The organism is Vibrio bathopelagicus (assembly GCF_014879975.1).
Taxonomy (GTDB): Bacteria; Pseudomonadota; Gammaproteobacteria; order Enterobacterales; family Vibrionaceae; genus Vibrio; species Vibrio bathopelagicus.
Map to the genome: position 1 here is coordinate 1,010,978 of NZ_CP062500.1, position 24,441 is coordinate 1,035,418.

At 44.4% G+C, this 24,441-nt stretch carries 19 protein-coding genes and 1 pseudogene; 14 read left to right on the forward strand and 6 right to left on the reverse strand.

Annotation, left to right across the window (positions count from 1 at the left end; translation table 11 throughout):
* The first annotated feature begins 211 nt into the window (after positions 1-211).
* The 3 genes from IHV80_RS04560 to IHV80_RS04570 all read left to right on the forward strand — a co-directional run bounded on the left by IHV80_RS04560 (position 212) and on the right by IHV80_RS04570 (position 3,393).
* On the forward strand, positions 212-1,207 hold the full coding sequence (locus IHV80_RS04560) for a TRAP transporter substrate-binding protein (RefSeq protein WP_102435319.1): 996 nt from the start codon (positions 212-214) through the stop codon (positions 1,205-1,207).
* 66 nt (positions 1,208-1,273) lie between these two features.
* Positions 1,274-2,029 carry a TRAP transporter small permease gene (locus tag IHV80_RS04565; RefSeq protein ID WP_192890198.1) on the forward strand — a complete coding sequence of 252 codons (756 nt, stop codon included), beginning with the start codon at positions 1,274-1,276 and terminating at the stop codon, positions 2,027-2,029.
* A gap of 2 nt (positions 2,030-2,031) precedes the next feature.
* Positions 2,032-3,393 carry a TRAP transporter large permease gene (locus IHV80_RS04570; protein ID WP_192890199.1) on the forward strand — a complete coding sequence of 454 codons (1,362 nt, stop codon included), beginning with the start codon at positions 2,032-2,034 and terminating at the stop codon, positions 3,391-3,393.
* Positions 3,394-3,758: 365 nt separating this feature from the next.
* Here IHV80_RS04570 and IHV80_RS04575 read toward each other — a convergent pair whose 3' ends face one another.
* Entirely contained in the window at positions 3,759-5,105 is a 1,347-nt protein-coding gene (locus IHV80_RS04575) for a sigma-54-dependent transcriptional regulator (protein WP_192890200.1), read from the reverse strand.
* A 60-nt stretch (positions 5,106-5,165) separates the two neighbouring features.
* Positions 5,166-6,974, reverse strand: a complete 1,809-nt coding sequence (locus IHV80_RS04580; protein WP_192890201.1) for a sensor histidine kinase — start codon at positions 6,972-6,974, stop codon at positions 5,166-5,168.
* A 162-nt stretch (positions 6,975-7,136) separates the two neighbouring features.
* Between IHV80_RS04580 and IHV80_RS25400 the strand changes: the two are divergent.
* The 8 genes and pseudogenes from IHV80_RS25400 to IHV80_RS04620 form a co-directional block, all read left to right on the forward strand.
* Positions 7,137-7,319: pseudogene (locus IHV80_RS25400) on the forward strand (hypothetical protein); the annotation flags it as partial.
* A gap of 293 nt (positions 7,320-7,612) precedes the next feature.
* Positions 7,613-8,911 carry a trigger factor gene (tig, locus tag IHV80_RS04590; RefSeq protein WP_192890202.1) on the forward strand — a complete coding sequence of 433 codons (1,299 nt, stop codon included), beginning with the start codon at positions 7,613-7,615 and terminating at the stop codon, positions 8,909-8,911.
* A gap of 105 nt (positions 8,912-9,016) precedes the next feature.
* Positions 9,017-9,643, forward strand: a complete 627-nt coding sequence (clpP, locus tag IHV80_RS04595) for an ATP-dependent Clp endopeptidase proteolytic subunit ClpP (protein WP_004736080.1) — start codon at positions 9,017-9,019, stop codon at positions 9,641-9,643.
* 81 nt (positions 9,644-9,724) lie between these two features.
* A complete protein-coding gene (clpX, locus tag IHV80_RS04600; protein WP_192890203.1) occupies positions 9,725-11,005 on the forward strand; it encodes an ATP-dependent protease ATP-binding subunit ClpX in 1,281 nt (426 codons plus the stop codon).
* A gap of 132 nt (positions 11,006-11,137) precedes the next feature.
* Positions 11,138-13,489 (forward strand): endopeptidase La, encoded by a 2,352-nt coding sequence (lon, locus tag IHV80_RS04605; RefSeq protein ID WP_192890204.1) that lies wholly within the window; start codon positions 11,138-11,140, stop codon positions 13,487-13,489.
* Positions 13,490-13,682: 193 nt separating this feature from the next.
* Positions 13,683-13,955 carry an HU family DNA-binding protein gene (locus tag IHV80_RS04610; RefSeq protein WP_004736083.1) on the forward strand — a complete coding sequence of 91 codons (273 nt, stop codon included), beginning with the start codon at positions 13,683-13,685 and terminating at the stop codon, positions 13,953-13,955.
* Between the two features lie 220 nt (positions 13,956-14,175).
* Complete coding sequence (gene ppiD, locus IHV80_RS04615; protein ID WP_192890205.1) at positions 14,176-16,041, forward strand: peptidylprolyl isomerase; 1,866 nt, start codon at positions 14,176-14,178, stop codon at positions 16,039-16,041.
* Positions 16,042-16,249: 208 nt separating this feature from the next.
* Entirely contained in the window at positions 16,250-16,549 is a 300-nt protein-coding gene (locus IHV80_RS04620; protein ID WP_102351290.1) for a ComEA family DNA-binding protein, read from the forward strand.
* Here IHV80_RS04620 and rrtA read toward each other — a convergent pair.
* Complete coding sequence (gene rrtA, locus IHV80_RS04625; protein WP_192890206.1) at positions 16,540-17,088, reverse strand: rhombosortase; 549 nt, start codon at positions 17,086-17,088, stop codon at positions 16,540-16,542. The two genes, IHV80_RS04620 and rrtA, sit on opposite strands and share 10 nt — an antisense overlap.
* A gap of 9 nt (positions 17,089-17,097) precedes the next feature.
* Here rrtA and IHV80_RS04630 point away from each other — a divergent pair, with 9 nt between their 5' ends.
* Positions 17,098-17,697: a tRNA-uridine aminocarboxypropyltransferase gene (locus IHV80_RS04630; RefSeq protein ID WP_192890207.1), complete on the forward strand. Its 600-nt coding sequence runs from the start codon at positions 17,098-17,100 to the stop codon at positions 17,695-17,697.
* Between the two features lie 32 nt (positions 17,698-17,729).
* Here IHV80_RS04630 and IHV80_RS04635 read toward each other — a convergent pair whose 3' ends face one another.
* The 3 genes from IHV80_RS04635 to IHV80_RS04645 form a co-directional block, all read right to left on the reverse strand.
* The gene (locus IHV80_RS04635; RefSeq protein ID WP_192890208.1) at positions 17,730-19,073 is read right to left on the reverse strand and encodes an anti-phage deoxyguanosine triphosphatase; all 1,344 of its coding nucleotides are present in this window, start codon (positions 19,071-19,073) and stop codon (positions 17,730-17,732) included.
* A 55-nt stretch (positions 19,074-19,128) separates the two neighbouring features.
* Positions 19,129-19,713: a 5'-deoxynucleotidase gene (yfbR, locus tag IHV80_RS04640; RefSeq protein ID WP_192890209.1), complete on the reverse strand. Its 585-nt coding sequence runs from the start codon at positions 19,711-19,713 to the stop codon at positions 19,129-19,131.
* Between the two features lie 169 nt (positions 19,714-19,882).
* A complete protein-coding gene (locus tag IHV80_RS04645) occupies positions 19,883-21,115 on the reverse strand; it encodes a pyridoxal phosphate-dependent aminotransferase (RefSeq protein ID WP_192890210.1) in 1,233 nt (410 codons plus the stop codon).
* Between the two features lie 296 nt (positions 21,116-21,411).
* On the opposite strand from IHV80_RS04645, the gene IHV80_RS04650 reads away from it, so the two are divergent.
* Together IHV80_RS04650 and menD are read left to right on the forward strand one after the other, a co-directional pair.
* Positions 21,412-22,719: an isochorismate synthase gene (locus IHV80_RS04650; protein ID WP_192890211.1), complete on the forward strand. Its 1,308-nt coding sequence runs from the start codon at positions 21,412-21,414 to the stop codon at positions 22,717-22,719.
* Complete coding sequence (menD, locus tag IHV80_RS04655; RefSeq protein ID WP_192890212.1) at positions 22,716-24,440, forward strand: 2-succinyl-5-enolpyruvyl-6-hydroxy-3-cyclohexene-1-carboxylic-acid synthase; 1,725 nt, start codon at positions 22,716-22,718, stop codon at positions 24,438-24,440. Before IHV80_RS04650 ends, menD begins: the two co-directional genes overlap by 4 nt.
* Position 24,441: the final 1 nt, after the last annotated feature.

Here is a 24,441-nt window from a genome sequence, read left to right on the forward strand (position 1 = left end):
TTGGTCAACTCCCACCCATTTACAAATATTCTATGTGTCATTTCCCACCCATTAATATTTACATCAGTTAGTCGATTAGAGCTTATCGATCTTAAGAAGCCTTATGGTTAAAGGCTTGTTAATGTTTTGTTTCAATGTGGCGCGCTAATTGCCTTAGTGAAAGCACGCAGTTCCCATTGATGGGCTGTTTTGTTTACTAAGGAGAATAATAATGTTTAAGCCTCTTACCCTGCTGTCTGTATCTGCTCTGGCACTCACTAGCTTCAATGCTGCCGCTAACTGTGATCCAGGTGAAATTGTGATTAAGTTCAGTCACGTAACTAATACTGATAAGCACCCGAAAGGCATTGCTGCTTCTTTACTAGAAGAGCGAGTAAACACGGAAATGAACGGAAAAGCTTGTATGCAAGTTTTCCCTAACTCAACGCTTTACGATGATAATAAGGTACTGGAAGCCCTGTTAAATGGTGATGTTCAAATGGCGGCGCCATCGCTGTCTAAATTTGAGAAGTTCACTAAGAAATACCGCATTTTTGACCTTCCTTTCCTATTTGAAGATGTAGAAGCCGTTGACCGTTTCCAAAACTCAGAGTCTGGTGAAAAGCTGAAGAATGCGATGAAGCGTCGTGGTCTACAAGGCCTTGCGTTTTGGCACAATGGTATGAAACAGATGTCGGCAAACAAACCTCTTATCAATCCTGAAGATGCGGAAGGTTTAAAATTCCGTGTTCAAGCTTCAGACGTGCTGGTTGCTCAGTTTGAACAACTGGGCGCTAACCCACAGAAGATGTCTTTCAAAGAAGTATACGGTGGCCTGCAAACTAAGGTTATCGATGGCCAAGAGAATACATGGTCAAACATCTACGGTAAGAAGTTCTTTGAAGTACAAGACGGCGTAACAGAAACTAACCACGGTATCCTTGATTACCTTGTAGTAACGTCGAACGACTTCTGGAAAGACCTACCTGAAGATGTACGTACGCAACTTGGCACTATCGTTCAAGAAGTCTCTGAGACGCGTAATGCTGAATCTTCAAAAGTTAACCTAGCGAACAAAAACAACATCATCGAAGCTGGTGGTGAGGTTCGTACTTTGACGCCTGAACAGCGTGAAGCATGGGTAACTGCACTTCAACCAGTATGGAAGAAGTTTGAAAAAGACATCGGTTCAGATCTTATCAATGCAGCGTTAGCTTCAAACCAATAACACCGCTAAGGAGTAGCGACCATGGTTCGCTACTCCTCATTAAAACAATTATAAGCGGAGTCAATTATGGATAATCCTCAAATGGAACAACCAAATTCTAACGAAGCAGCATTAGAGCCTTCTTTTTTTTCTAAAGTCGGAAAAGTTACTGATGTGATTGAAGAATCTTTGATTGCATTTTTCCTTGGCGCAATGACGCTACTTACCTTTGCCAATGTGGTATTTCGGTACGCATTCAACGACAACATTTTGTGGGCATTGGAACTGACGGTATTCATGTTTGCATGGATGGTGTTGGTCGGTGCTTCTTATGGTGTAAAAAAACATTTTCATATCGGCGTCGATGTCATTATTAACCTCGCGCCAGAAAAGCTAAGAAAGATCTACGCGCTGATCGCCGTGACTTGTTGTTTAGCCTTTTCAATCTTACTTCTTATCGGTTCTTGGAATTATTGGTACCCGTTCGCGACTGAACGTGCATGGTATGAAACCGACGATATTCCAATGCCTGAAATGCTGCAATTTATGGCTGATTGGCTTAACGAAGGCGAACGATATGAAAAACTGCCTCGCTTTATTCCTTACATGGCACTGCCGATTGGTATGGCGCTACTGACTTTCCGTTTTGCTCAAGTCGCGTTTCAAATCTTAACTGGAAAACTGGACCGCATGATTGCAGGACATGAAGCCGAAGAAGAGCTGGATGCACTTAAAGCTGACGTACTAGCGGGTTCTGACGAAGATGCGACAGCGGTATTGGACTCGAACACGTCAAATAAGACGAGCGAATCAAATACAAAATCTAACGGTAAGGAAGACTAATCATGGCAATGTTATTTCTATTTTTGATGGTAATTGCGTTCATGTTGGTTGGTGTACCAATCGCGATATCCTTGGGTTTATCTAGCATCCTATTTTTGCTGATGCACTCTGATGCTTCTCTGGCATCCGTTGCACAAACGTTGTTTAACGCATTTGCTGGCCATTACACATTATTAGCAATCCCATTCTTTATTTTGGCCTCTAGCTTCATGTCTACGGGTGGCGTTGCAAAGCGTATTATCCGTTTTGCTATTGCGATGGTGGGCTGGTTCCGCGGCGGTTTGGCGATGGCATCGGTTGTGGCATGTATGATGTTCGCTGCGCTGTCAGGTTCTTCACCGGCTACGGTAGTGGCGATCGGTAGTATTGTTATTGCGGGCATGATCAAAAACGGCTACTCAAAAGAGTTCGCGGCAGGGGTTATCTGTAACGCGGGTACGCTGGGTATCTTGATTCCACCATCAATCGTTATGGTGGTTTACGCAGCGGCGACGGATGTATCTGTAGGTCGTATGTTCTTAGGTGGAGTTATTCCTGGCCTATTGGCGGGTGTGATGTTGATGATTGCTATCTACATTGCAGCGCGTATTAAGAAGATTCCGGCACAGCCGTTTGTGGGCTGGGGTGAGATGTTCGCAGCAGCGAAAGACGCAAGTTGGGGCTTGCTGCTGATTGTTATCATTCTAGGTGGTATCTACGGCGGTATCTTTACTCCGACAGAAGCCGCGGCGGTCGCAGCGGTTTATGCGTTCTTCATTGCCAATTTTATCTACAAAGATATGGGGCCGTTTGCAGACAAAGAGAATAAGAAACCAGCCTTGGTAAAAATCGTTCAAACCTTCGTTCATAAAGACACCAAAGACACGCTTTATGATGCAGGTAAGCTGACTATCATGTTGCTGTTTATCATTGCCAACGCTTTGATTCTTAAACACGTGCTAACAGAAGAACGTATTCCTCAAATGATCACAGAGTCTATGCTTTCTGCAGGTTTAGGGCCGATTACCTTCTTGATCGTGGTGAACGTTCTGCTATTGATTGGTGGACAGTTCATGGAGCCGTCAGGCTTGCTGATCATTGTTGCTCCGCTAGTATTTCCTATTGCTATTGCACTCGGTATCGACCCAATTCACCTTGGTATCATGATGGTGGTGAACATGGAGATAGGGATGATAACGCCGCCTGTGGGGCTTAACTTGTTTGTGACCGCAGGGGTTGCGAAGATGTCGATGATGAACGTGGTCAAAGCAGCACTGCCTTGGGTGGGCGTAATGTTCTTGTTCCTAATCATCGTGACTTACGTGCCATGGGTTTCAACTTGGTTACCAACCACCTTGATGGGGCCGGAGATCATCACCAAGTAGCCAATTGGTTAGATAAATAATTTATCTAGTCAGCGCTCCTATCTTAGTAATGAGCAGCGATAGATGAAGAGTTAAACTTCTTCATCTATCGCTTTATGCTCTGTACGCCTCAATTTATGACGTAAGCGCCTGTCATAGCCTTTCCAGCGTGTCTTCTTCTTTCTTCTATCACGCCCTGATCGTCTTTCCACTTCATAATGGTCGTCGATCAAAACGGTCTCTACGATAATCGGAATGGAGGTTTTTTCATTCATATGCAACTTATTTTTCAGGTTTGCCATATGAATTATGGAAGAGGAAACTTCACTCTTCCACTTTCAATCCGTATTCACTTCAAGTTGCTACTGAGTTATTGAACATTGAGGTTATTTGAAGTTGTCTTTGTCGATTTGATAACGCTGCATTTTATCGTAAAGGGTTTTTCTTGCGACGTTTAATTGAGACATGGTGAGCTTGATACTCCCTTCGTTCTCAATCAACGCCCGTTCAATCGTTGATTTTTCAAATTCTGCGACTTGATCTATGAGGCTAACGTTACTGTTTGCTCCGTTCTCTGGTTGAGGTTCATCAACCAGTTGCGACAATTTACCTAGTAGAATAAAGCGTTCAGCAATGTTACGTAATTCACGCACATTTCCCGGCCAATCATGGGCTAGAAGCTCATGTAGCTGTTTTTGTGGAAGCGCAGGGGCTGTTTTCCCATAGCGAGCCGCAGCAACAAGCAAGAAGTGGTGGAACAGTGCAGGGATGTCTTCTTGGCGACTTCTTAGAGGCGGTAAATCCAAGGTGACGACATTGAGTCGGTAATAGAGATCTTGTCGAAAGGTCCCTTCTTCAGCCGCTTTCTTTAGGTCGACTTTGGTGGCGGCAATCACACGAATATCGAGAGGCACCAAGCTATTGGATCCAACTCTTTCAATGACGCGTTCTTGCAATACTCGCAATAGGCGAATTTGCGCCTGCATCGGCATGGATTCAATTTCATCTAAGAATAAGGTTCCGCCCTGAGCAAACTCGAATTTACCAACGCGTTTGCTTTCAGCGCCAGTAAACGCGCCTTTCTCATGACCATACAGTTCGCTTTCAATCAGGTTCTCAGGAACTGCACCGCAATTGACGGCGACAAAGTTGTGCTCTCGACGACTGCTCTGTTCATGCAGAGAGCGTGCGACCAACTCTTTGCCCGTGCCAGTTTCACCGAAGAGCAAAATATCAGCGTTGGTGTCAGCTACATGAGTGATGACCGAACGAAGCTCGGTCATCGATTGAGTATCACCAATGATTCTCGGACCAAGCGCTTGGCTGGCTTTGAGAGAGCGTTTTAGTTCGAGGTTTTCGAGGGTCAGTTGACGTTTTTCAATTGCTCGCTTGGTGGTTTCAATTAGACGTTCGTTGGCGAACGGCTTCTCAATGAAATCATAGGCGCCGTCTTGGATCGCTTGCACCGCCATGGAGATGTCACCATGGCCTGTGATCATGATGACCGGGAGTTCTTTATCTTTGTGCACTAGGGTATTGAGTAGATCATGCCCTGATATGCCCGGCAAGCAAATGTCAGTGATGATGACATGAGGGAGGCCATCCGCTTGGATAGCGAGCAAAGCGGATTCTGCATCTGGAAAGAATTCAGCATCGATATCAGCAAGTTCAAAACTCTGCGCGATGGCCATTCTTAAATCGGATTCATCATCAATGAAATAGACGTGACACATAGTTATTCCTTTAATCTTTTATTCTTATTATTGGTGAGCGTGTAATGGTTAGCTTAGCGACTAATCTGATTCTTTTGTTGGAACGATGGGTAACTCGATACTAAATCGAGCGCCGCCTTGTGGGCTGACTCCGGTTAACAGCTTTCCGTTAATTCCGCTGATTATTTGTTGAGAAATCGACAGCCCTAACCCAAGCCCATTCTTCTTCGTGGTATGGAAAGGTTCAAAAAAATCACCGTTCGACGGTGAAGAAAATCCCGGACCGTTGTCATCGATATGAATAAGCAGTGTACTCGTTGTGTCTGTGCTTGGTGGTCGTATCTCCAACAAGATAGACAATTGCTTATCGTCTTGTTGATCCATTGCTTGAATGGCATTGGTCAGCAAGTTAATGACGACTTGTTCCAGTTGAATGGCATTGGCGACCACACGAACATTAAAGGCATCGGGTAGCTCATTGATTTTAACCCTCTCGCTCTTGAGTTGAGGCTTCATTAGTTCTTTTGAGGAATGAAGAACCGGTAAAATTTGTAACGTGTGTAGCTCTTCTGCGGTCGATTTCTTGGCAAAGGAACGAAGTTGATGACTGATTTTTGCCATTCGATCGGTGAGCGCTGAGATCCGAGATAAGTTGTCATCAACACGGTCGGTCTTTTCTTTGGCGAGAAAAAGTCGGCCATTGTCTGCATAACTGCGAATCGCTGCCAATGGGTTATTCAGCTCATGACTGATGCTTGCGGACATCTGCCCCAGAACTGCCAATTTTGCGGCTTGTATGAGTTCATCTTGGGTTTGTCTGAGCACGCGCTCTGTTTCGATACGTTGCTTGATCTCTATATGTAGTTCAGAGGTTCTTTCGAGCACTTGAAATTCAAGTTTCTGGTTCGCTTCAGATTGCAACCTGTCGATTTGAGTACGCCTTTGCTGACGATGCGTATTGAGTTGTATTGCTAGATAAATAATTGCGAACACTAAGCTCAAGACTACAAGGTAGGCGATCAAATCCCACCAAACTAAGTGGGTAGGGGAAAAGACTCTGACGGTCAACCTAGGGTCGGATAAGAAGCGTGAAGAGGTAAAGAACTGCTCCTTTACCAATTGATGAGGCGACTTAATGCTACTGGTGGCGCTTTCTAAATCGCCAGAAAAATGCAGACTCTCGATGTTGGTATCTAGGTATTGTTGGCTTTCTTTAATGCGAGATCGTTGCTCTTCGTCCAAAGGCTGAAGGCTTTTGAACAACCATTCCGGGTTACTCGACATGAAAACAATCTGGTCTTTATCATCAGCGACAAAAAAACTCTGTTTGCCTTTCCAACTGGCTTCAATCAGAGAAAGATCCATCTTTACGACGATAACCCCAATAATTTCAGCGGCATAAGAGACAGGGTAAGAGTAATAGTAACCACGCTTTCCAGAGGTTGAACCTAATGCAAAGTATTGGTTTTCATGACCCAGAATGGCCTGTTGGAAATAGGGGCGAAAAGCAAAATTACGTCCAACAAAAGAGCGCTGTTGACTCCAGTTACTGGCTGCAATTGTGGTGCCGATGCTGTCGAGTAAATATGTGTCTGATGCTTGAATCACTGTGTTTACATGGCGTAGGTAGCGATTCGTGAGTTCAATTTGCGCAGAATTACTGGGTGAATGCAGGGCATCAATCAACTCTTTGTCTTTTGATAATAGCTCTGGAATGTGCGCGAATTTGTCGAGTTGGCTCGAAATATGAACCGAAAAACGGTCGAGTTTGGATTGATGATCATTTAACAAACTTTGATGGCTGGTGTTCCATACCCAGTGGCCACCGACAATCATCAACAAGCTATAAGTGATCAATAGTAAAACAGGCACTCTTAGAGCTTGAAACATGGTGGATCTCCGCTAAATCTGGGCAAAATCAACAAGCCTGCATTCTCTGGTTCATGACCGTAAATAATGGTTATTTTTACCGAAATTTAAGAGTTAGCAGCTCAGAATAGGTTAAGGCCTTGTAATGGAGATTGTTGAAAAAGTTATCGACTCTGAGGGGTAAAACAAGAGCAAGATCTCTTTTTAAGGTTTTTAGCAAAAAAAGCCCTCCATTCCCTTGAAAAAGTCGCTATTGTCCCCATTTCTGATGTGCTAAGTGATGATTTGATCGTTTTTGTATCATTTAGTTGGACGAATTTAGAGCATTCATCACCAACCAGAGGTGAACGGCTCGACAGAGATTAAACAGATCGCTAGAATGTCGCGTCTAAAATTTCTGTCCTGAGGCTAATCGGAGATACCTTTCTTGTTTCTGAAAACAAGCTTTATTGCGTTTTAATCGACGCGTGAAGAACGAAGATATCGCTGATTAGTCTGGTGTTTGGTTGAATAATCAATTCAGACATCAATGCTCAATTTTAAATTAGGTGTTCGGATAGAGCACTACACAAGGATGCAGCCAACAACGTCGGCTTTGAATAAAAGCTAAGTTACGGCTCATATGCTCAGATTACTGAGCCAGTTTTGAGGTTTATATAATGCAAGTTACTGTTGAAACGCTAGAAGGCCTAGAGCGCCGTCTTAATATTACTGTTCCTGCTGCTAACATCGAAGATGCAGTTACAGCTGAACTACGCAACATCGCGAAAAACCGTCGTTTCGATGGTTTCCGTAAAGGCAAAGTGCCAATGAAGATGGTTGCTAAAATGTACGGCCAAGCAGTACGTCAAGACGTGATGGGCGAAGTAATGCAACGTCACTTCATCGAAGCGATCGTTAAAGAGAAAATCAACCCAGCTGGCGCACCTACTTTCGCACCAGTTGAAAACAACGAAGGCGCTGACCTAGTATTCCACGCAACTTTTGAAGTTTACCCAGAAGTTGAGCTGAAAGGTCTAGAAAACATCACTGTTGAGAAACCAGCAGTAGAAGTTAAAGAAGCTGACGTTGAAGAGATGATCGAAACTCTACGTAAGCAACAAGCAACTTGGACTGAAGTTGAAACTGCAGCTGACGCTGGTTCTCGTGCAACTATCGACTTCGTTGGTTCTATCGACGGTGAAGAGTTCGAAGGCGGCAAAGCTGAGAACTTCCCACTAGAGATGGGTGCTGGTCGCATGATCCCTGGTTTTGAAGACGGTATCGTTGGTAAAACAACAGGTATGGAATTTGAAATCGAAGTAAACTTCCCAGAAGATTACCACGCAGAAAACCTAAAAGGTAAAGCTGCTAAGTTCGCAATCAAGATCAACAAAGTTGAAGCTCGTGAACTTCCAGAACTAAACGAAGAATTCGTTTCTAAGTTTGGCGCTGCTGACGGTGTTGAAGGTCTTAAAGCTGAAGTTCGTAAGAACATGGAGCGTGAGCTTAAGCAAGCTGTTAAGAACCGCATCAAAGAGCAAGCAATCGACGGTCTAGTTAACGAAAACAACATCGACGTACCTTCTGCTCTTATCGATCAAGAGATCGGTGTTCTTCGTCAACAAGCTGCTCAACGTTTTGGTGGCAACACTGAAGCTGCTGACCAACTTCCACGTGAGCTGTTCGAAGAGCAAGCTAAACGTCGCGTAGTTGTAGGTCTTCTTCTTGGTGAAGTAATCAAGACTGAAGAACTAAAAGCTGATGACGAAAAAGTTAAAGCTATCATCCAAGAGATGGCTACAGCATACGAAGATCCAACTGAAGTTATTGCTTACTACGAGCAAAACGAGCAAATGATGAACAACATGCGCAATGTTGCTCTAGAAGAGCAAGCTATTGATGCAATCATCGCTAAAGCTCAAGTTTCTGATAAAGAAGTTAGCTTCAACGAGCTAATGAATCAGCAACCTGCTTAATATAGTAATATCTGACGTAGAAGGTTGACGTACGGTCAACAATTCTGCTAACAATGGTCCGTATGATTTAATCATTCGGGCCATTTATTTTAGGGACATAAGAATATGAGCTACCAAGAAAAAAATACAATGCCATCGATTATGGACGCACTAGTTCCTATGGTGGTTGAACAGACTTCCCGTGGTGAACGTTCTTACGATATTTATTCTCGTCTATTAAAAGAACGTATCATTTTCTTAACAGGTCAAGTGGAAGACCACATGGCAAATCTTGTCGTGGCTCAACTGCTTTTCTTGGAATCAGAAAACCCAGACAAAGATATCTATCTTTACATCAACTCACCTGGCGGTAGCGTAACAGCAGGCATGTCTATCTACGACACAATGCAGTTCATCAAGCCAAACGTGAGCACAGTATGTATGGGTCAAGCTTGCTCTATGGGTGCATTCTTACTAGCGGGTGGTACTCCAGGTAAGCGTCACGTGCTTCCAAACTCACGTGTAATGATTCACCAGCCACTTGGCGGCTTCCAAGGCCAAGCGTCTGATATTCAAATTCACGCGCAAGAGATCCTAACGATCAAGCAAAAGCTAAACAAACTATTGGCAGAGCATACAGGTCAGCCTCTAGAAGTTGTTGAGCGTGATACAGATCGTGACAATTTCATGTCTGCTGATCAAGCAGTAGAATACGGCTTAGTGGATTCAGTTCTTAATCACCGCGGTCAATAATTGTACGGCAATTGTTTAACGCAAAGTGATTCAAATTGATATACACTCAAGCATAGAGAGTAAAGGCTAAGAGGTTAGCGAATGACAGATAAAAGCAAAGAGGGTGGTAGCGGTAAACTGCTTTACTGCTCTTTCTGTGGCAAAAGCCAACACGAAGTTCGCAAGTTAATCGCAGGTCCTTCTGTTTACATTTGTGATGAATGTGTCGATCTTTGTAACGACATTATTCGTGAAGAAATTAAAGATGTTCTTCCTAAGAAAGAATCGGAATCGCTGCCAACGCCGCGTGAGATTCGTGAGCATCTTGACGACTATGTAATCGGTCAAGAATACGCGAAAAAAGTGCTAGCAGTTGCGGTATACAACCACTACAAGCGTTTGCGTAATGGTGACACGACAGCTGAAGGCGTAGAGTTAGGTAAGAGTAACATTCTTCTTATCGGTCCTACTGGTAGTGGTAAAACGCTACTGGCTGAAACACTGGCTCGTTTCCTAGACGTTCCATTCACAATGGCAGATGCAACAACACTGACCGAAGCTGGTTACGTGGGCGAAGATGTTGAAAACATCATCCAGAAGTTGCTTCAAAAATGTGATTATGACGTAGCGAAAGCGGAACGTGGCATTGTTTACATCGATGAAATCGATAAGATTTCTCGTAAAGCTGAAAACCCATCAATCACGCGCGACGTGTCTGGTGAAGGTGTACAGCAAGCTCTGCTAAAACTTGTTGAAGGTACAATTGCTTCAGTTCCACCTCAAGGTGGCCGTAAGCATCCACAGCAAGAGTTCTTGCAAGTGGACACGTCTAAGATCCTATTTATTTGTGGCGGAGCGTTCTCTGGCCTAGATAAAGTGATTGAACAACGTGTAGAAAAAGGTTCGAGCATTGGTTTTGGCGCAGAAGTGCGTTCAAAAGACGAAGCAAAAACTGTGGGTGAATTGTTCACTCAAGTTGAACCTGAAGATCTCGTGAAGTACGGTCTAATTCCGGAATTCATTGGTCGTCTACCCGTGACGACGACATTGACAGAACTTGACGAAGAAGCTCTAGTTCAAATTCTTTGTGAACCGAAGAATGCGCTTACTAAGCAGTACGCAGCATTATTTGAAATCGAAGATACTGAATTAGAATTCCGCGAAGATGCCCTACGTGCAATTGCGAAGAAAGCAATGGAACGTAAAACGGGTGCTCGTGGTCTGCGTTCTATCTTAGAGGGTGTTCTACTAGAAACTATGTACGAACTGCCATCTTCGACAGATGTAAGCAAGGTTGTGATTGATGAGTCGGTAATTAATGGTGAGTCAGAACCACTATTGATTTACAGCAACTCAGATAACCAAGCCGCGGTTGCAGAGTAGGTCTTTTTTAGACAAGTCACTCAAATTGAAAAAGGAGGTAAGCAATTACCTCCTTTTTTTTATTCTTCCATTGAATCCAGTCGTTTAAGCCCCATATACTGCTTTATAAGTTAAAGCGGAAGAGAGAAATATATGAACTTGGAACGTTCCGAGCGTATCGAAATCCCCGTGCTACCTCTACGTGATGTAGTGGTTTACCCACACATGGTTATTCCATTGTTTGTCGGTCGTGAAAAATCGATTACTTGCCTTGAATCGGCAATGGAAGCTAACAAACAAGTACTACTTGTAGCGCAGAAAGAAGCGGACACTGATGAGCCTTCAATCGAAGACCTATTTAATGTAGGTACCGTTGCTACCATTCTTCAGTTACTTAAGCTCCCTGACGGTACTGTAAAAGTACTTGTTGAAGGTCAGCAGCGTGCAAAAATTCACAAATTTAAAGAAAGTGAATTTTTCCTAGCGGATGCCGAATACCTTGTAACCTCAGAACTTGACGAAAAAGAACAAGAAGTGGTTGTTCGCAGCGCGATCAATCAATTCGAAGGCTTTATTAAGCTAAACAAAAAAATTCCACCAGAAGTTCTCACTTCTCTGAACGGTATTGATGAGGCTGCACGCCTAGCCGATACGATTGCAGCGCACATGCCACTTAAATTGGTAGATAAGCAGCACGTTCTAGAAATTGCAGATGTGACTGAACGTCTGGAATTCTTAATGGGCCAAATGGAGTCAGAAATTGACATCCTACAAGTTGAAAAACGCATTCGTGGCCGCGTTAAGAAGCAGATGGAGAAATCTCAGCGTGAGTACTACCTGAATGAGCAAATGAAAGCGATTCAGAAAGAACTGGGCGAGATGGATGACGCACCTGATGAATTCGAGACTCTGAAGAAGAAGATCGAAGACTCAAAAATGCCTCAAGAAGCTCGTGAAAAAACCGAGCAAGAACTGCAAAAACTGAAAATGATGTCGCCAATGTCTGCTGAAGCAACAGTAGTACGTAGCTATATCGATTGGATGGTTGGTGTTCCTTGGGCTAAGCGTTCAAAAGTTAAGAAGAATTTAGCGAAAGCGGAAGAGGTCTTGAATGAAGACCACTACGGCTTAGAGCGTGTTAAAGAACGTATCCTTGAATACTTGGCAGTACAAAACCGAATTAACAAGCTAAAAGGTCCAATCCTTTGTCTTGTTGGTCCTCCTGGTGTAGGTAAAACCTCACTAGGTCGCTCGATTGCCGCTGCAACGGGCCGTAAGTACACTCGTATGGCTCTAGGTGGCGTACGTGACGAAGCGGAAATCCGCGGTCACCGTCGTACTTACATCGGTTCACTTCCGGGTAAGCTGATCCAGAAGATGTCTAAAGTTGGTGTTAAGAACCCACTGTTCCTATTAGATGAAATCGATAAGATGTCATCTGATATGCGTGGCGACCCATCTTCAGCGCTTCTAGAAGTGTTAGATCCAGAGCAAAACGTTGCATTCAACGATCACTATTTAGAAGTAGATTACGATCTGTCAGATGTGATGTTTGTTGCAACATCTAACTCAATGGACATTCCTGGCCCGCTATTGGACCGTATGGAAGTGATTCGTCTGTCGGGTTACACAGAAGATGAAAAGCTGAACATCGCTAAGAGTCACTTACTGGACAAGCAAGTTCAACGTAACGGTCTTAAGCCTCACGAGATTAATATCGAAGATTCAGCAATCGTTGGCATTATTCGTTACTACACGCGTGAAGCGGGTGTGCGTAACCTAGAGCGTGAAATCTCTAAGATCTGCCGTAAAGCAGTTAAGAATATCCTGCTAGACAGCAGCCTTAAGTCTGTAACGGTTAACATTGATAACCTGAAAGAGTACTTGGGTGTTCAACGTCATGACTTCGGCAAGGCGGATGAGAGCAACCGTATCGGTCAAGTGACTGGTTTAGCGTGGACTCAAGTTGGCGGTGACCTACTGACTATCGAAACTGAATCTATGCCAGGTAAAGGTAAGCTAACGCAAACCGGTTCTCTTGGCGATGTGATGAAAGAATCGATTCAAGCGGCAATGACTGTGGTTCGTTCTCGTGCGGAAAATCTGGGTATTAATTCAGATTTCTACGAGAAGCGTGATATTCACGTTCACGTACCTGAAGGTGCAACACCAAAAGATGGCCCAAGTGCGGGTATCGCAATGTGTACTGCACTTGTTTCTAGCTTAACGGGTAACCCTGTGAAAGCTGAGGTGGGTATGACAGGTGAAATTACCCTACGAGGTGAAGTTTTACCTATCGGTGGCTTGAAAGAAAAACTGCTTGCTGCACACCGTGGTGGCATCAAAACGGTCTTGATTCCAAAAGACAATGAGCGTGATTTGGAAGAGATTCCAGACAATGTTATTGCTGACTTACAAGTGATCCCAGTCCAGTGGATTGATGAAGTACTTAAAGTCGCGCTAGAACGAGATCCGTCAGGGGTCGAGTTTGACGTGAAAAAATAGTGATGCGTAGCAAAAACTAGTAAAGAATTACGCTGATAGGCCCGAAAAGGCTTGTCAGCGTTTTTTTTGGACGCTAAGTTATTCCACTAAAGCGGCAATCCCTTTTGTAATAAGGCTTGCGGCTAAATTAAAACCAAAAATGGAACGTACAGTCATCGAGAAGTAGTCACAGATGACACATAGGGGAAAAACAGTGAATAAAACACAACTAGTAGAATCAATCGCAGAAAACGCAGACATCTCTAAAGCTTCAGCTGGCCGCGCTCTAGACGCTTTCATCGAAGCAGTTGGCACAACGCTACAATCAGGTGACCAAGTGGCACTTGTAGGCTTTGGTACTTTCAGTGTTCGTACTCGTGCTGCTCGTACAGGTCGTAACCCAAAAACTGGTGAAGAGATCCAAATCGCAGAAGCTAAAGTACCTGGCTTCAAAGCGGGTAAAGCACTTAAAGACGCATGTAACTAATTTTTGTTGCTGAAACCTCGAACTTTACGAGGGGAAGGCAGTAATATGCGTTTACTGTTTGAAAAATGATGTTTCATTCTTAGACAGTATATGTGCAAAGCACATTGAACTTATTTAAATTATGCGCATCCTACTGATGCGCATTTCTTTTTCTGATAATATCGCGTGAATAGATTTTTATTTTGAAGCCAATGCTTCATATCCGGAGAGCACTTAAATTATGATGGATCGATTACGCGAAGGCGTGAATAGCATCGCGGTAAAAATTATCCTTGGGTTGATTATCCTGTCATTCGTATTCGCAGGTGTAGGCAGCTACATCACCGGTGGCGGTAACAACGCAGCAGCTAAAGTTGGCAATACAGAAATCGCTCGTGGTGAGTTCGAACAGGCTTACCAAAACGAACGTAATCGCATGCAGTCTCAACTAGGCGATTACTTTGATCAAATGCTTGCAGACCCTGCATACGTAGAGTCTTTCCGTAAATCAGTTCTTGATCGCATGATCAATGACGTTCTACTTGAGCAGCAAGCTGAGTCTTTAGGTCTACGAATCAGTGACACTCAAATCCGTACCATGATTCTAGAAATGCCTCAATTCCAAACGGCTGGTCAATTCGACCAAGAAGTTTACCAATCGGCATTACGTCGTGCAGGTTTCAGCGCGGAAAGCTTCGCTGAATACATGCGTCGTGATCTAATGCGCAACCAGCTTGTTACTGCCCTACAAGGCAGCGAATTCGTTCTTCAAGGTGAGATCGATACGCAAAGCAAGCTTATTGCTCAAACTCGTGACATTCGCACAGTGACATTGTCTGTTGCTGACCTAGCGAAAGATATCGAGTTAACTGACGAACAGATCGAACAGTACTACCAAGAGAACCCAGCAGCTTACACTCGCCCAGAGCAAGCTAAGGTGTCTTACATCGAGCTTTCTGCTGAAGCACTTAAGTCTCAGCTTGAAGTAAGCGATGAAGAAGCTCAGAAATACTACCAAGAGCACCTAGACAAGTACTCAACTGAAGAGCAACGCAAAGTTAGCCACATTTTGGTTGAAGGCGATGACGAAGCGAAAGCCCAGTCTATCCTAGACGAGCTAAATGCAGGCGCTGATTTTGCTACGCTAGCGGAAGAGAAATCTGACGACTTCGGTAGTGCAGACGTTGGCGGTGACCTAGGTTGGATTGAACGTGATGTTATGGACCCAGCATTCGAAGACGCGGCTTTCGCTCTTGAGAATATTGGCGATACTACTGGCCTAGTGAAATCTGATTTCGGCTACCACATCATCAAGCTAGACGAACTAAAAGCATCTCAAGCTCAGCCTTACGCTGAAGTAGCGGCAGAGATTAAGACAGAGCTTCTAGACCAACATGCAGTTGATCAGTTCTACGAGCAACAAACTGAACTTGAAAAAGTAGCGTTTGAATTCCCAGATTCTCTAGACGATTCTGCAGAAGCTATCAATGCGAAAATTACGACGACTGATTTCATCTCTCAAGCTGATGCTCCAGAAGTTCTGATGACGCCTGCAGTAATGCAAGCCATCTTGAGCCCTGAAGTGAAAGAAGACGGTCTGAACTCTGAAGTTATTGAAGTTGCACCTGAGCACGTGATTGTTGTTCGTGTAGAAGAGACTCGTGATGAAACAGTTCTTCCTCTAGCTGAAGTGAAAGATCAAGTTGTCGCTGCACTGTCTGCGGTACAAGCAGAGCAACAAGCGGTTGAGCTTGGTGTATCTCTTGTTAACGAACTTAAACAAGGCAACGAAGCGGTACTTTCAGACAACAACCTTGAGTTCACTGAACTTGAAACGATTGACCGTAACTCTCCACTTGCGCCTTCTGTGTTCGCACTATCGAAACCAGAAGAAGGCCAAGCAGTATTTGGTCAATCTAAAGACCAAGACGGTAACATCGTAGTTGTTGAGCTTTCTAAAGTGACGGCTGAAATCAACCCAGCTTACAGCACTCAAATCGGTGCTCAGTTAGAGCGTGTTGGTAACCAACAAGATCTAACTAACGTATTAAACGTACTACGTAAAAATGCAGACGTTGAATACTACATCGTTGGTCAAGCTCAATAAGCTTTGAATTTACTCGGTGGTCTTCTGCTGAGTAATGCAACTTGAGAGTAGTGCAGCAACTCGGTTTGCGAGCCAATCAACAAGTTGATGAAAATTAGATGTATAACAAAGCGGGTCACTTCGGTGACCCGCTTTATTTTTATCTGGGGTTTGTGTTATCTGCAGCGGTAAATGCATAAGTTACCTTTTTTGTACAAAGGAACGGTTTATGCGCGCGATATATTCAACACTACTTCTTTCATTTCTTATTACCCTGAGCTCCGCAGTGTTTGCTGATAGCCCGACTAAAGCTGAGCTATACGATGGCATTGAGATCACGGTAAACATCAACACAGCGACAGCAGAAGAGCTATCAGCCTTATTAGTGGGTGTGGGCGATAAGAAAGCAAAAGAAATCGTTGATTACAGAGAGAAGAACGGTGAGTTTGCCACTGCTGACAGTTTGGTGAACGTGAAAGGAATAGGTGAGGCCACGGTCGAAAAGAACCGCGAGAGAATTCAGCTTTGATTCGTTCTTTTATTCGTTAGAAATACAACAACAGCCATAAAGCCCCCAGCCAGTGCACCTGCTAGGTGGGCTTCAATGGCGACACGAGCATTAATCAGTTCGCCAGTCGTGCTAGAAGGGCCAACAAACTGCTCCCACGCTATCTTAGCGATTAATCCTAACACCAACAGCCAACTAGAATTCCTGCCGTTTAACGCCTCTCTGAGCGCGAATAAACCAAACAGCCCATGCAAAGTCCCCGACAAACCGACATAGATTTGAATACTCGAAAATAACAGAGCGCCCCCTGTAACTAAACTAATGAAAAGCAATGTGCTGATCAGTTGTTTTTTATTGGGTTGGAACAGATAACTGATGATCCATAAGCCGGCTAAATTCATCAGAAGGTGCGAGTAGTTGGTATGTGAAAAATTTCCTGTTAGGATTCGCCACCATTGCCCATCGGCAATCGCATTGTTATCCCAAACGACCCAAGCTTGTATTGGCTCAAATTGGAATAAGACGCATAAAAGTGAAGTGAAAATTAAAACAGGGTACACATTAAATCCATGTCTCGTTATTGCCGCCAATGCAGCAAGGCTTTGAAAGCTTGTATATGTCAGTGGGTTATGCCACTAGAATCGAACGTTGAGCTTATCATTCTTCAGCACCCATCAGAAGAGCATCGCCCAATGGGAACTGCGCGTATTCTGTCTTTATCTCTAAAAAACAGCGTGACGCTTGTGGGTGAAGACTTTTCAGAGAATACACAACTTAATGAGTTGCTGGCTGATGAGCAATATCAGCATGTGATTTTATACCCAAGTGAGCATTCTGTTTCGGTTGAGTCCGCCACGTGCCCAAGTAAGAAGTTACGTGTGATCTTATTGGATGGCACGTGGAAGAAGGCATTCAAGATGTGGCAGGTATCGAGTAACTTGCATGCGTTGAACACGGTTCATTTGCCGAAAGACCTCAAGGGCAACTATCGAATTCGCAAAGCGCCCAGCGAAAACAGCCTTTCTACCGTTGAAGCTGGTTATCATTTGCTTAGCTTGTTAGAGAGCGACCGAGATTTCAGTCCGCTGCTAACGGCATTTGACCAAATGATTCAGTTTCAAATCAATCAAATGCCCCCAGGTGTGTTTGAGAAAAATTACTTAGATTAAGATTAAGCCGTTTCACTAGAACGAGTCATAAATTAAAACTCGGTATGAGCCGAGAACAATTGCTGGTGCATTTTCTGCGCAAGATCATCGGTCATTGATGAGATGTAATCGGCTATCACGCGCATCTTTCTCGATTCATCTTCATGCAGCAGCCATTGCTTCTTGATTGGCAGTGGCAACAAACGTTCAGGATCTGCACTGAATGCTTCAAACATGTCCATGATGATCTGCTGCCCCTTATATTCGATCACTTGAACCTGTGGAACTTGGATTACAAACTCGCTGACAAAGCGCTTAAGCCTATCCAACGTGCCATCCATACTCGGCTCAAGAAAAGCGTTATAAGCCAGCAGTACGTTCTCAAATTCTGTATCAACGGGCTTGATAGAGATACTAGTGAGTAGCGCGTTGACTATCCCACCTATCGCATCTTTTCTACGATATTGCTCTCCCGAAAAAAGCATTTCAGTAATTGAATCTAAATGCTCACAAATCCAAGGGTCAGCCATCTCTTTGAGTTGAGGGTAAGCTGACTCGGTCCATTGTGCTTTAGTGACCGATCCAAGCACAATTGCATCTTCCAAATCATGCACGCCGTAAGCGATGTCATCAGCCAGTTCCATAATCGAACAGTCGAGTGATTTGTATTTGGTTTTGTTGTGTTCAAGTGGTTCGGTATGCGACTTTCGCTTCTGCTTCAGACGTTGTTGGTCGTTGTCTGAAAGTGGCTCAAGCACCCAGTTGAACAACTCTTCATCATGATCGTATATGCCCTTTGCTGGCATCCAATCCTTCGCACGCAGTTGTCTTTGGTGCTTAACGGGTTGATGTTGAGATTGGGAGTGAACCTCGCTCAGTAGCGATGGGTATTTGATCAAACCTAGTAGGGTGCGTCTTGATAGGTTCATTCCATGATGCTCAGTATAGGGTTCTAGCTGAGTCACTATTCGGAAGGTCTGAGCATTACCTTCAAAACCACCATGATCGCGCATCATATAGTTCAACGCGACTTCACCACCGTGTCCATAAGGTGGGTGGCCAATGTCGTGAGCCAGACATAATGAATCGATCAAACTGTCTGAAGGCAACAATTCACGAAACTCAGGCTGTTTTTTCTTTAGCTGAGCGACAATCCCCGTACCAAGTTGAGCAGCTTCTAGTGAGTGCGTTAAGCGGGTACGGTGAAAATCATTCACTGTGGTGCCATGCACTTGCGTCTTCGCTTGTAAACGACGGAATGCAGCGGAGTGAAGCACGCGAGCACGATCGCGTTGATATGGGCTACGGTGATCGTCTCTTCTGATCTTATGCTCATCGTTGTTTCGATCTTGCCATTCTTGCTCGAGTACAAATGGTGGTTCGATTGGAGAAGTCAAAATAGCACCTATCAAATTGATTTTATTTAGATAATTACACTCAACTTATACCTAGCTAGCTGATTTCGTCTAGTGATAATTCGAAACTGGGTGCAAATGTCGTCAGAAAGTAATCCATCTCCGGACTTTTGCGTTGTGATAGCGTTTCTTCAAGCCTGCGTTTGGCCTGTTCGTATTCGTGGTTTCCGGCGCTGAGTTCTTCCAAGCATTTGAGGTAAGCACAGATAGTATCAGCTTGTTTGACGATGCTTTGTTCTTCTTTGTTTGCCGTACCAGATATTAAAAAAGGGGCGAAATCTTCTTGAAACTCTTCCGGCAACATAGAGAGTAACCTTTGTTCTGCTGCAGCCTCGATTTTCTTATACTCCAGAGCAATGTCTGGGTTGTAATATTTGACGGGTGTAGGCAGGTCACCAGTGAGTACCTCGCTGGTATCGTGGTACATGCCAAGCAGAGCAATGTGCTCGGGGTTGAGCTGACCATCAAACTTCTTATTTTTAATCAATGCCAAGGCATGTGCGACGAAAGCCACTTGCAGGCTGTGTTCTGAAATGTTCTCGCTTGAGATTGAACGCATCAGCGGCCAGCGCTGGATGAGTTTCATGCGTGCTAAATGGGCAAAGAAATGGCTTTGTTTCATAAGAGTCCTTTCTAAACAATGATCCACTCGTACTGGTGTTCAATACAGAGATACGAGACAGCGGATACAAAAAAGGCTCCCAAACAGGAGCCTTTTAAGCATAGAAGTGATTGATTACAAGTTAAAGTCTTTTAAAACAGCAAATTGTAGTCATAACTCTTTGTGTCAATTAAGCCTCGGTGAGATCGTCTTGACTGTAAGTCTGCAAGAAGCGCTCAAGACGGCCAATGGCAACTTCAAGGTCTTCAATGTGCGGCAGAGTTACGATGCGGAAGTGATCCGGTTTCGGCCAGTTGAAGCCAGTACCTTGAACCAATAGCACCTTCTCTTGCTTAAGGAAGTCGAGCACAAACTTCTGATCGTCTTTGATGTTGTACATGTTGGTGTCAATCTTAGGGAACAGATACATAGCGCCCTTAGGTTTCACACAAGAGACACCTGGAATTTTGTTGATCAGTTCCCATGCACGGTCACGTTGCTCAAGTAAGCGACCGCCAGGCAGCAACAGTTCGTTGATACTTTGATAGCCACCCAGTGCAGTTTGGATTGCATGCTGCATAGGTACGTTGGCACACAAACGCATTGAGGCGAGCATCTCTAATCCTTCGACATAGCCTTTCGCGATATGTTTTGGACCGGTTAAGAACATCCAACCACCACGGAAACCACATACACGGTAAGCCTTAGACAGGCCGTTGAATGTCACCATGAGTACATCTTCAGCTAGCGTTGCGATCGAAGTGTGTACTGCGCCATCGTAAAGTACCTTATCGTAGATCTCATCGGCAAAAATGATCAGATCATTTTCACGAGCGATATCAACCACTTTAAGTAGGAAGTCGCGACTATAAACGGCGCCCGTTGGGTTGTTTGGGTTGATCAGTACAATGCCGCGCGTCTTTGGCGAAATCTTCGCGCGCATGTCGTCTAGATCTGGATACCAATCAGCATCTTCATCACACATGTAGTGAACAGGTGTGCCGCCAGAAAGCGCAACAGACGCTGTCCACAGTGGGTAGTCTGGAGCGGGAACTAAGATTTCATCACCATTATCCAGTAGCGCCTGCATAGACATAACGATAAGCTCTGATGCGCCGTTGCCAATGTAAACGTCTTCTACATCAAGGTTACGTAGGCCTTTTTTCTGGTAGTGCTGAACAACCGCTTTGCGGGCTGAATAGATGCCTTTTGAGTCGCAGTAACCTTGAGATGTCGGTAGGTTACGGATTACGTCAACAAGGATTTCATCAGGGGCGTCAAAACCAAATGGGGCGGGGTTACCGATATTAAGCTTCAGTATTTTATGCCCTTCTTCTTCCATGCGCTTAGCATGTTTGAGTACAGGCCCCCTGATTTCGTAGCATACGCTGTTGAGTTTTGACGACATCCCGATATTTTGCATTGCCGATTTCCTGAAATTAATTTAAATACTTTATTAAAGTACCGCAAAATGGGGTTTGATAGAATAAAAATCTGATGAATGTCGCATTTCAGTGTCACGTTTGGTCTTTTTGTTGTCACTCTTTTCTAAATCTTAATTAATCGCTTTCTTTGTTATTAGCTAAGATGAATAAAGAGGCTGGATTGCTTAAAATCACAGGAATGTTCAAAAGATATAGTACATTCTTGATCTAAGTGGGTGCTGCCCATAAAGTATCAAACTAATATAATAATAATTTAGATGTGAACGAGGTCGATTTGTCACATTTCCAGCAAACTATCTCCGCTTTGATTGAGCGAGTACAAAATGCCCAAGCAAGTGAAGTTCGTTGTGTTGAAGTTCTAACGCAAAAACCATCGTTTGCATTTATAGAATGGCTTCATGCTCAACCGCTCTTTCCAAAGTTCTACTGGCAGTCACGCGACACTCGTGAAGAAGTGGTCGCGCTCGGTCAATTGCACACTTTCTCCGATCCTGCTCCCGCGTATGCCATTCTTGGTGAAGACCAGCGAATTTGGGGTGGACGTTCATTTGATGGACATACCGCAAAGAACCGTCGTTGCATGGAATCATTTTTTTTCCTTCCTCAGGTTGAATTAATTCGCTTTGACGACACTTGGTCGCTAGCGGTTAATTTGTCTCCTGATCGCGTTGCTTCCATTAATGCTTTGAATAAGCTTTCTGTAGAAGCAGCGATATTGGCCCCTTTGTCGGCGCACATTGAGCAGATTAACCACATTCCAGAACGAGAACAGTGGGGCAATCTGGTCGATAAAGTGCTTCAGGGCATCAGCGATGAAGAATATAAGAAAGTCGTATTAGCTCGTAGAACCACATTGCAATTGGATGCGCCAATCTGTGCGGCTCAGTTACTTAAGGCCAGCTACCTGCAAAACCATCACAGCTTTCACTTTATGTTGGTATTGGATTCCAAACACAGCTTTATCGGCTCAACGCCAGAGCGTTTGTACAGTCGATATGGCACAGAGCTTGATACTGAAGCGCTGGCAGGAACCATTGGTCGTGGAGAAAACGCGACAGAAGATATGGAGTTAGCCAACTGGCTTTCTCAAGACAGTAAAAACCTCAATGAAAACCAATATGTGGTTGACGATATCATTGAGCGTCTCACTCCTCATTCTCAAACGGTACACGTTGAAAAAGAGGCGCGACTTGTGCGTTTGCGTAAGGTGCAGCACCTCAAGCGTAATATTCACGCTCAACTCAATACTGGCGTTAACGGTGTGCAGTTGCTTGCGTCATTACAACCAACAGCTGCCGTTGCGGGATTACCTCGTAAAGAAGCGATGGATTTCATACTTGAACATGAACCGTTTGCGAGAGGCTGGTATGCAGGCTCTGTTGGCTATATTAGCCATCAACGTGCTGAATTCTGTGTCGCGATTCGAAGTGCCTTGGTTGTAAACGATCAAGTACAACTGTTTGCAGGTGCGGGGATCGTGCCGGGATCAGTTGCTGAACATGAGTGGCAAGAGTTGAACAAGAAGATGTCGACTCTGCTCAGCTTAATTTCAGATCACCCACCTTTGGGTGTGGCGTCATGAACCACGACCAAGCCGTATTAAATAGAGTTTGGTGTCACACGTTACTTGAAGAGTTAGCCCGTAGTGGCGTTGAACATGTTTGTGTCGCGCCGGGATCGCGCTCAACACCATTAACACTTGAAGCTGAAGCCAATCCAAAACTGACACTGCACACGCACTTTGATGAGCGTGGGCTTGGTTTTCTTGCGTTAGGTTTAGCAAAAGCCAGCGATAAGCCAGTTGCGGTAATTGTTACCTCTGGTACTGCTGTTACAAACCTTCTTCCTGCGACGGCTGAATCTGGGCTGACACGAGAAAAACTGATCTTGTTGACCTCAGATAGACCCATCGACTTGGTCGACTGTGGTGCTAATCAAGCGATTCAGCAGCAAGGCATCTTTTCTTCCCATGTTGAAAGTGCTTTAAATCTACCAAGCCCGAGTACACAAGTTTCTTTGAACTGGCTACTGACATCGGTTGATAACGCGCTGGCGAAACAATGCAATGTTGGTGGTGCGATTCATATCAACTGTCCGTTCCCAGAGCCTCTATATTCTGCGAATAGCGCTGAAATGTATGCAGAATACACCTCCAGTGTCGCTGGGTGGAAGTCGGGAACAGGTTGTTACAGCCAAACGTTTTTACCTAATCAAGTGAACACACAACCTATCGCACCAGGTGAGTATCTTGGACGCAAGGGTGTGGTTATTCTCGGTTCGCTAGATATTGAACAAGCAAAAAAAGCTCAGCAGTTTGCCACAGCATTAGGCTGGCCAGTTTTTTGCGATCCTCAATCCGGTGTCAGCAGTGATTGGAAGCATTATGATCTGTGGTTGCAGAGTGACTCAGTTAAAGAGCAACTTAATCAGTGTGATTTCATTCTGCAGTTTGGTGAGCGCATAGTTTCCAAGCGATTAAACCAGTGGATGAAGTCACAATCAGCATCCTTTGATTGCACGCAATATGTTGTGGTTTCAGCTGATGCACATCGTATCAACCAAGATCATCTGCCTCAAACCCATATTGTCGCCAATATCGAGTCATGGATAACAGAGCAACACCTGCCAACATTGTTAGGCAAACATTCGGGTTGGGCGGCACCTTTAATAGAGGTAGCAAATACCGTTCAGCAACTCGCACTCGCACAAATATCCAATAATGACCAACTGACAGAGTTGAGCGTTGCAGTTGACTTGTCGACTAGACTTAAAGACAGAGAGCTATTTGTGGGAAATAGCTTGATGGTAAGGCTGGTGGATATGCTGTCATCAATATCTGCAAATCAAGTTTACAGTAATCGTGGCGCATCGGGCATTGATGGCTTGGTGGCGACGGCTGCGGGCGTGGTAAAAGCCAACCAGACTCCTTTGATTATGTTGATTGGTGATACCTCTTTGCTGTATGACCTCAACTCACTGGCTCTGCTTACTCACAATGTAACGCCGATGGTTATTGTTGTGACGAATAACGATGGCGGTGCGATCTTTGACTTGTTGCCGGTTCCAGAGCAACAAAAACAGTCTCTATATCAAATGCCTCATGGTTTCAGTTTTGAGCACGCGGCTGCGCAATTTCAGCTTGGCTACGCTGCGCCAGAAACCTTGAATTGCTATCAAACGATTATCGAACAACATTTTGAACAGGGTCAGGGTACCTTGCTCGTTGAAGTTAAGACGCCTCCCGAACAAGCGTCTACTTTACTGAAACAATTCAGTTCAATGCTTACCGAGGCATTAGCCTAAG